At 50.1% G+C, this 9,010-nt stretch carries 8 protein-coding genes and 1 pseudogene; 3 read left to right on the top strand and 6 right to left on the bottom strand.

The window, feature by feature from the left end; genetic code table 11:
• From ACOJS8_RS26220 to ACOJS8_RS26210, 3 genes are all read left to right on the top strand, one after another.
• On the top strand, positions 1 to 946 hold a 946-nt coding region (locus ACOJS8_RS26220), incomplete at its 5' end, for an acetyl-CoA C-acetyltransferase (protein ID WP_420151519.1).
• Between the two features lies 1 nt (position 947).
• On the top strand, positions 948 to 3,086 hold the full coding sequence (locus ACOJS8_RS26215; RefSeq protein ID WP_420151518.1) for a 3-hydroxyacyl-CoA dehydrogenase NAD-binding domain-containing protein: 2,139 nt from the start codon (positions 948 to 950) through the stop codon (positions 3,084 to 3,086).
• A 323-nt stretch (positions 3,087 to 3,409) separates the two neighbouring features.
• Complete coding sequence (locus ACOJS8_RS26210) at positions 3,410 to 3,586, top strand: hypothetical protein (RefSeq protein WP_420151517.1); 177 nt, start codon at positions 3,410 to 3,412, stop codon at positions 3,584 to 3,586.
• On the opposite strand, the gene ACOJS8_RS26205 is transcribed toward ACOJS8_RS26210, so the two are convergent.
• The 6 genes and pseudogenes from ACOJS8_RS26205 to ACOJS8_RS26180 form a co-directional block, all read right to left on the bottom strand.
• A complete protein-coding gene (locus tag ACOJS8_RS26205) occupies positions 3,583 to 4,530 on the bottom strand; it encodes a substrate-binding domain-containing protein (RefSeq protein WP_420151516.1) in 948 nt (315 codons plus the stop codon). The genes ACOJS8_RS26210 and ACOJS8_RS26205 overlap by 4 nt on opposite strands.
• A 55-nt stretch (positions 4,531 to 4,585) precedes the next feature.
• Positions 4,586 to 5,572, bottom strand: a complete 987-nt coding sequence (locus tag ACOJS8_RS26200) for an ABC transporter permease (protein WP_420151515.1) — start codon at positions 5,570 to 5,572, stop codon at positions 4,586 to 4,588.
• A 17-nt stretch (positions 5,573 to 5,589) separates the two neighbouring features.
• Complete coding sequence (locus ACOJS8_RS26195) at positions 5,590 to 7,086, bottom strand: sugar ABC transporter ATP-binding protein (protein ID WP_420151514.1); 1,497 nt, start codon at positions 7,084 to 7,086, stop codon at positions 5,590 to 5,592.
• A gap of 58 nt (positions 7,087 to 7,144) precedes the next feature.
• Positions 7,145 to 7,720, bottom strand: coding sequence for a ribonuclease HII (locus ACOJS8_RS26190; protein ID WP_420151513.1), 576 nt, complete (start codon positions 7,718 to 7,720; stop codon positions 7,145 to 7,147).
• Positions 7,721 to 7,740: 20 nt separating this feature from the next.
• Positions 7,741 to 8,820, bottom strand: coding sequence for a VWA domain-containing protein (locus tag ACOJS8_RS26185; protein WP_420151512.1), 1,080 nt, complete (start codon positions 8,818 to 8,820; stop codon positions 7,741 to 7,743).
• Between the two features lie 4 nt (positions 8,821 to 8,824).
• Positions 8,825 to 9,010, bottom strand: a pseudogene (locus tag ACOJS8_RS26180) (hypothetical protein); the annotation flags it as partial.

Genomic DNA, 9,010 nt, shown 5'->3' with positions numbered 1-9,010 from the left:
TCGATTTTGTTCTTCGGGTCTGGAAGCCATCAACATGGCGGCGGCTTACGTAATGTCCGGCCAGTCAGACGCCATCATTGCCGGCGGCGTAGAGTCCATGTCGCGGGTGGCGATGGGCTCCGACGGAGGGGCTTTGTTCATGAATCCGCAGATTGTAGCTCGTCATCACATTGTGCCGCAGGGCATTTCGGCCGATCTGATCGCTACAAAATATGGTTACTCCCGCCAGGATGTCGATACATTCGCGGCTGAATCGTACCGGCGGGCAATGGAAGCACAGGCTGAAAATCGTTTTCAGAAAACGCTCATGTCCATTAAAGATGAGCTGGGCGTTACGTTGCTCGACCGCGACGAAGGCGTTCGACCCGGTACAACGGTGGAGAGCCTGGGTAAGCTGAAACCCGCCTTTGAATCGATTGGACAAATGGGTTTGGATGCACTCGCGTTGCTCAAATACGCGCAGTTCGACAAAATCAACCACGTCCATCATGCCGGAAATTCCTCGCAAATTGTCGACGGAGCCGCTGGCGTTTTGATAGCCAGCAAAGAGTTTGGTGAAAAAGCCGGATTGAAACCGCGCGCCCGCATCAAAGCGTTTGCCGTAATCGGCTCCGAGCCGACCATTATGCTGACAGGACCTATTCCGGCCACGCGCAAAGTGCTGAAACGAGCGGGTATGACCATTAGTGATATTGACTTGTTTGAAGTAAACGAAGCGTTTGCCGCCGTGCCGCTGCTCTTTATGGACGAACTGAACGTCGATCATAGCCAACTGAATGTCAATGGCGGGTCAATTGCCTTAGGGCATCCACTGGGCGCAACCGGCGCCATTCTATCCGCTACATTGCTTGACGAATTGGAACGTAGCAACAAACAGGTTGGGCTCGTAACCCTTTGCGTTGGGGGCGGCATGGGCATCGCCACCATTTTTGAACGAGTTAATTAAGATGATAAATTACACGGTTGATCAGAATGTAGCGATTATTTCATGGGCGATGACCTCCTCGCCGATGAACGTATTGAACGACGAATCGATACCGCAGTTTGAAGCAGCTTTGGAACGGGCCTATACCGATGAGTCGGTAAAAGGAATCATTATTACATCGGCAAAACCCGAATTTGTAGCCGGCGCTGATCTGAAAATGATTCTGCGGAATAACGATAAAGAGCCGGCCGAAATGCTGAAGGTTTCGGCGGAGTTGAACCGAATTTTCCGGAGCATCGAAACATCGGCAAAACCGACCGTAGCGGCTATCAATGGTACGGCGTTGGGCGGTGGTTACGAGATCTGTCTGGCTTGTCACCAACGTATCGCTTTGAACAATCCCAAAACGATAATCGGACTGGTCGAAGTGACGATTGGTTTATTGCCCGGCGCGGGCGGAACGCAGCGATTACCCCGAATGCTTGGTATTCAGGCCGCATTGCCGCTCATTCTCGAAGGCAAAAAAGTTGGCGTTCAGGAAGCTAAAGCACTCGGCATGGTTGACGACGTTGCCGATACGCCCGACGAGATGCTGGCGAAAGCCCGCGCCTGGATTGACGCGAACCCAAACCCGGTGAAACCCTGGGACGAAGTGGATCGGAAAACGGGCAAGATCGTTGGGAAGGATAATTTCAACGTACCAGGCGGCAATGTGCAGAGTACAACGGGCGCAAAGGCATTTGGCCTGGGAACGGCGATGGTGATGGACAAAACCAAAGGCAACTACCCGGCTCCGATCGAAATTCTGGCGTGTGTGTATGAAGGATTGCAGGTGAATATTGACCGGGCCTTGATGATCGAAGGACGGCATTTTGTGAACGTCGCTACGTCGAAAGTGGCTAAAAATCTGATTCAGACTATGTTTTTGGGACTGAACGAGGCCAACAAAGGCATCAGCCGTCCGAAGGACGTAGCAAAAACCGACGTAACGAAACTCGGCATTTTAGGCGCGGGTATGATGGGCGCGGGCATTGCTTACGTATCGGCGCAGGCGGGTATCAACGTAGTGCTGAAAGACGTGTCACCCGAAGCGGCCGAACGAGGCAAAGCGTATTCGCAGGGATTGCTCCAGAAAGGCGTTGAACGTAGTCAAGTTGATCCGAAACAGGCGGAAGCCATTTTAAGCCGAATCAAGCCGACAACCGACGTAGCAGATTTGCGCGACTGCGATCTGATTATCGAAGCCGTTTTTGAAAACCGGGAACTCAAAGCGCAGGTAACCCGCGAAGCCGAGCCAATGCTGATTTCCAGCGGTATTTTTGCCTCCAATACGTCTACATTACCGATCAGTGGTTTGGCGGAAGCTTCGGCCAAACCCGAAAATTTCATCGGAATTCACTTTTTCTCGCCAGTTGATAAAATGGCGCTGGTGGAAATTATTGTTGGTAAACAAACCTCCGAGTATGCGCTCGCCGTTGCCATCGACTACGTTCGCAAGATTCGGAAAACGCCCATTGTCGTAAACGATTTGCGGGGTTTTTATACGTCGCGCTGCTTCACTACGTATACAGCCGAGGGGATGGAATTGCTGAAAGAGGGCGTTAATCCGGTGTTGATCGAAAACGCGGGGAAAGCTGCCGGAATGCCCGTTGGTCCGCTGGCCGTGACAGATGAAGTCGCGCTGGATTTGGTGTATAAAATTTCAGCTCAGGGCGTTCAGGATGGCGCTATTTCTGAGAATGATACCAGTTATCAGATCGCAAAGCAGTTTGTCGAGTTAGGGCGGTTGGGTAAGAAAGCAAAAGCCGGGTTTTACGACTATCCCGCCGACGCGCCCAAACACCTTTGGTCGGGTTTGCAGGAGCTATTTCCACTGGCCGACTCTCAGCCAACGCTCGACGAAGTAAAAACGCGACTGTTGTATCGACAGGCGATCGAAGCGGTACGTTGTTTCGAGGAGAACGTAGTGCGCACAAAACTTGACGCTGATCTGGGGTCGATTCTGGGTTGGGGTTTTCCAGCCTACACGGGTGGCGCTTTATCGTTCGTCGATTTTGTGGGCAACGCTACGTTCATAGCCACCTGCGACCGACTAGCCGATACATACGGCGAACGCTTCCGTCCCACGCAAAAATTGCGGGAACAAATTGAGGTGGAGTAAATCTTATATACTTATTTCATTAAATAGTATATCTGTGTATGTATAACCGCTCTTATTATGAGGGTTGGCTATTGGAGCTGGAGGCTCTTGAGTTGAAAGTAGCAGGTATTCTATTATCTATCGACATTGAGTTGTACGAAATTTAGAAAGCTATTTATTCGCTCAGGGAAGCAGGTGAAGGTGAAGATTTCTTGCTAGGTAGCCTAATGCTAAGTCAAATAAATCTTAAGAATGCTGTTGAACGTTATCGTGACGAACTAGCTGAAATTACTTTAGATATTTCGCACTGTCGGTTTATGATTGACCAATTAAAAAAATAACGTATGACTCCCGACGATAAAGAAAAGTATATTGATGAGATCAAAAATCGGGCTCATGAGTCGGTTGGGCGTGCTGATAAATTACTGTCGGAATTAGCCGTTAAATCTGCTAAACTCCGAACGGGGGTAAAAACGGTACGCAATAGTTTAACAGAGCAATTGGCCAACCGGACAGATTAATTCGCCGGCTTTATAAACGACGCTACGTTCTCTTTGGTGACGAGTTGAAACGGGATTAACGTAGCGGGTTCAACGGTTTGGCCTTTGGCGAGTTTGACCGCTGTTTCGATGGCTTTGGCGCCTTGCTGTTGGGCATTCTGAAACACCGTAGCGTCGAGTTCGCCTTTTTGTACGGCTTGCAGTGCATCAGGAATCGCGTCGATACTCACCACGATTACTTTGTTTTTTAGTCCGGCCGCCGATAAAGCTTTCACGGCGCCCATGCCCATTTCGTCATTTTGCGCGAAAACAGCGTTGATCTGCGAACCGTACGACTGAATCCAATTTTCCATCAACGACATGGCTTTGGCGCGGTCCCACTCGGCGGTTTGCTGCGCTATTATCTTCAAACCCGGATAGTTTTTTAAGATTTCTTTAGCGCCCTGTTCTCGTTTCAGTTGGGCGGCTTGCCCCATGTAGCCCTGCATCATCAGAATATTGCCTTTTCCGCCTAACTTATCAGCAAGGAATTTTAGCGCAATTTTGGCCGATTCTACGTCGTCGGAACCAACAAAGGCCGATGGTTTCGCACTGGTTTCGGAGTTGACGTTAATAATCGGAATTTTGGCGGCCAGCGCTTTGGCAATGGCGGGCGAACTGGCTTCCACCTCGCATGGGTTCATAATAATGACGTCTACTTTTTGGGCGATGAAGCTTTCCACCTGCTCAATCTGTTTCAGCGCCGACCGTTCGGCATCAACCGTGATCAGTTCAATGCCTAATTCCTTCGCCTTTTTCTCCATTTCGTCGTGCACATTAACGATGAATTCATTCTGCATACTGAGCATCGTAGCGCCAACAACGATTTCCTGCCCGTTGCCCGACTGGGTTTTGTCGGATGATGAACAAGCTGTTAGAAGCAATAAGGTCAGAGAAGGGAGTAAGAGTCGACGTAGTGATTTCATACGGAATAGTAAGTGGGTGATGCCGAAGCTTCGGCAGGATAATAAATGCAATTAGTTAGTTCTTTTTATGTTGCCAGCTATCGAGCACCACAGCGCCAATGATGATAATGCCCATCACAACCTGCTGATAATAAGACGTTACGTTCAGCAAATCCAGGCCATTACTGATTACGCCAATCAGCAATGCGCCGATTAAAGCGCCTGCCATCGTTCCGGTTCCGCCCGACGTACTGGTGCCACCGATAATGGCTGCTGCAATTGCATCCAGCTCAAAACCGGCCCCAGCGTTCGGTTGGCCCGTTGTGATGCGAGACGTCAATAAAATCCCCGCTAAACCAGCCAGTCCACCGCAAAGCGTATAAACCACCATCTTGATTTTGTTCAGCGGAATGCCCGATGCTCTGGCAGCCTGCTCGTTACCACCAATGGCGTACATATACCGGCCTATAATTGTTTTGTTCAGCAGAATGGCGCAGAGCGCAAACAGGATGATCAGGATGAAAATAGGCATTGGAATCCCCAGAAGCTGACCACCGCCAATAAAATTAAATGAATCGGACAGGTTCGAAATGGGTCGGCCTTTGCTCAGAATCAGCGCTACCCCCCGCCCGATAGTCATAGTCCCCAACGTAACAATAAAAGGAGGTACGTTGCTCCGAGTGATGACAAACCCGTTGAAAGCGCCCATTGCCAGGCCAGTCAGCAAACCCATCAGAACAGGAACAAGGACCGGATACGTATCGGGATGGGCAAACGAAGCGGCTACAACCCCCGCAACGGCTACCATCGACCCCAGCGAAAGATCAATGCCGCCCGTAATGATAACAAACGTAACGCCAAAGGCCAGCAGTGCATTGATGGATACCTGCGTGACAATAATTATCAGGTTCGACCAGCTCAGAAAGTTGCGCGTTGTGAGCGAAAGAACCAGACAGATCAGGCCAAAAGCCACAAAAATTCCATACTGACCGAGGCCCTTAAAGCGCGTTTTCTTCGGTGAATTTTCGATCAGATCGGGGTACGTATTGCTTGGCGTATTCATGAATAAGGCGGGTTGTATTAAGTAGGCATGGCGTAGCGTAGAACCGTTTCCTGAGTGGCTTCTTCTTTGGTCAGCAGAGCGGTTTGCTTGCCTTTTTCCAGAACCAGAATTCGGTCGCTAAGGCCAAGCAGTTCGGGCAGTTCAGACGAAATGACGATGACCGCTACGCCGTCGGTGGCCAACTGCCGGATCAGTTTATAGATTTCAAATTTGGCCCCTACGTCGATGCCGCGCGTGGGTTCATCAAGGATAATGAGCGAGGGCGATGCCAGAAGTACTTTGCCAATGACTACTTTCTGCTGATTTCCACCGCTTAACTGCGCGATCTTCTGCTCAGGGCCAGCGGTTTTGATACGTAGCTGCTGAATCATTCTGTGGGCAGAATCCGTTTCACGTTTCGCGTCGATGAACGTACCGTTCGCGTGGGCGGGCAGACTGGCTAACGTAAGGTTTTGCTTGATGGAAAGTTCAGGTACAAATCCCCAGCCTTTCCGGTCTTCGCTCACGTAGCCAATACCGCTATGGATCGCCTGCTGTGGAGACGTAATTCTGATACGTTGACCTTTGACATAAATCTCTCCCGAATCCGGCTGATCCAGTCCGAAAATAACCCGAGCCAGTTCAGTACGTCCAGCGCCCATCAGCCCACCGATGCCGAGAATTTCGCCTTCGTGAACCGTAAAGCTGATATTCGAAAATGCATCCTGACGGGTAAGGTTTTCGATACGTAGTACTTCATTGCCAGATTCAGCAGAAACGTCGGGAAAGAGGTTGTTAATCTCGCGCCCAACCATCAGATTGATCAACGAGTGTGTATCCAGTTCGTGGGACGGATATGTTCCGATGTAGGTTCCATCCCGTAGTACCGTGATCGAATCGGCAAGCTGACGAATCTCATCCATCTTATGAGAGATGTAAACGATCGCTACGCCTTTTTTCTTCAGCTCATCAATCAGTGAAAACAGTACGTCGACTTCTTTGTGAGACAGCGCCGAGGTCGGCTCATCCATAATCAGCACCTGGGCGTTGTTTGATATCGCTTTGGCAATCTCAACCATCTGCTGGGCAGCCACGCTCAGATCTTTCATTTTAGCCCGGGCATTGATTGACGCGCCCATGTGCGCCAGTAACTCCTCCGCTTGCTGATTGCTACGTTGCTCATCAACCCAGCCAAACCAGTTTCGGGGTTCGCGACCCAGGAAAATATTCTGCGCGACGGTCAACTCGGGAACGGCCAGTATCTCCTGATGAATCATCGAAATACCACTACGTTGCGCATCCCGAACCGTTTTGTTGTCAAGCGGTATGTTATTGAGAAGAATCTCGCCTGAGTCTGATGATTCAAGACCGGACAAAATTTTCATAAACGTCGATTTACCTGCACCGTTTTCGCCCATAAGTGCGTGAACTTCACCTCTTCGCAGGTTTAGCTGAACGTTGTTCAACGCCCTTATACCGCCAAAGGTTTTGGTTAGATCACGTACCTGAAGAATATAATCCTGATTGGCGGTCATAGGCAACGACTTATCATACTCCCAAAGCAGAAAAAGCCCGAAACCTCCTCAGATTGCGCTAAATCAGGCGGAAACTCATGCGATGGTATTTGGTCGGACCGAATTGCCGGATGGCTTCGCGATGGATAGGAGTAGGGTACCCCACATTTTGCGCCCAGCCATAAGCTGGGTATTCAAGGCCCAGTTGTTCCATCAGCTTATCACGATACGTTTTAGCCAATACCGAAGCCGCTGCAATGGACAGATAATGAGCGTCGCCCTTCACGATACAAGTATGCGGAATCATCGGGTAGGGGACGAACCGGTTTCCGTCTATCAATAAATGCTCTGGTTTAACACCTAGAGAATCGACAGCACGATGCATAGCCAGAAAGCTAGCTTTCAGTATATTAATGCGATCGATATCTTCGTGCGACACTTCGGCTACGGCCCAGGCCAACGCATCGCGTTCAATGTCGATACGTAGCGTTTCGCGTTGTAGGCGCGAGAGTTGCTTGGAATCATTCAGAATCGGGTGCGTATAATCTTTTGGCAGAATAACGGCAGCGGCCACAACGGGACCAGCCAGACATCCGCGCCCAACTTCGTCCAGTCCGGCCTCAATAAAATTCGCGTTGTAATAAGAACGTAGCATAGTATATTGAGTACAGGAGCCTAATCTTCCAGTACGTTACCGAAAATCGTGTTTTTAAGAAATAAAGCAAAAAGTAGGCAACAGATGCCCCAATACAGATAAATTCGGTAATAATCCTGCACATCTTCGTAAATCCGAACGCGAATCGGGGCTTTCTCCAGCTTACTGATCTGCGCAAATACCGCCTGTAGTCGTCGGGTATCTGTCGCCCGGAAGAAACTGCCATTCCCAATAGTTGCGATCGTTTTCAGAATTCCCTCATCAACAGTTGTGGCTTTGGATGACGCCGTTACGGCCCGGCCAACGGCAATGGTATAGAGCCGGATATTGAACTGTTTGGCTAGTCGGGCAGCCGTAACAGGATCGAGGTTACCAGCCGTATTGTCGCCGTCGCTGAGCAGGATAATAATTTTACTGTGATTCCATTCGGCTGCCTGCTGCTGAGTCGTATCGGGAGACGCTAAAGAACGATCGCGCATTCGGTTGATGCACCGGGCGAGTGCATCGCCAATCGCTGTGCCGGAGGTACGTATCATCTGGGCATGCAGATCGTTAAGATATTGCTTTAATAAACCGTAATCGGTAGTAAGCGGGCAGAGCGAAAAAGCTTCTCCTGCAAAAATGACCAGACCAATACGATCGTTCTGCCGACCGTTTACGAATGTTTGTGCTACGCGTCGAGCCGCAGCCAGACGTGAAGGGGGCAGGTCGGTTTCGGTCATTGATTCCGACACATCTATTGCCAGCATAATGTCAATGCCTTCAGATTGCTCGTCGCGTTGCTCGCGTATAATTTGTGGGCGAGCCAGCGCAATCAGAAGCAGACTAATTCCCAGGAAAACGCTGACTGGCAGGGCATAACGTAGTAAACTAAGCAGAGACTGGGTCGTTTGTACACGTATTTCCTGACGACGTGTGCGGGACGTAGTGATTGGACTAACTGATAGATTTAAACGCTGCTGCGCATTTCGGTGCAGATACTGCCGCAAGAAGAAGAGCAGTATAATAACCGGAATAAGCAATAAGGCTAACGGGTTGGCGATCTGAAATTGTTGCCATTGTGCCGGACTAAACCAATGCAGCGAATACCAGGGTTCCATTTGCTCAGGATAAAAAAGACGTCTTTGTGGAATCTGGCTGCTGATCCGTTTCCGGCCTAACTGCGCCTAATAATCGAGCCCGGCTCCGGTGATAGCTCTGCGTAGCAACATCACGTAGCGCCCACAAGGCGGTTTGCGATGAGGTAGAGAACGTACCACCATAAATCATCCGATCGGCTTCACGCAGCGC

It is taken from the genome of Spirosoma sp. (assembly GCF_048594605.1).
Lineage (GTDB): Bacteria > Bacteroidota > Bacteroidia > Cytophagales > Spirosomataceae > Spirosoma.
Note: the sequence above shows the minus strand (reverse complement) of the source record. Positions and strands in the feature narration are given on the sequence as shown.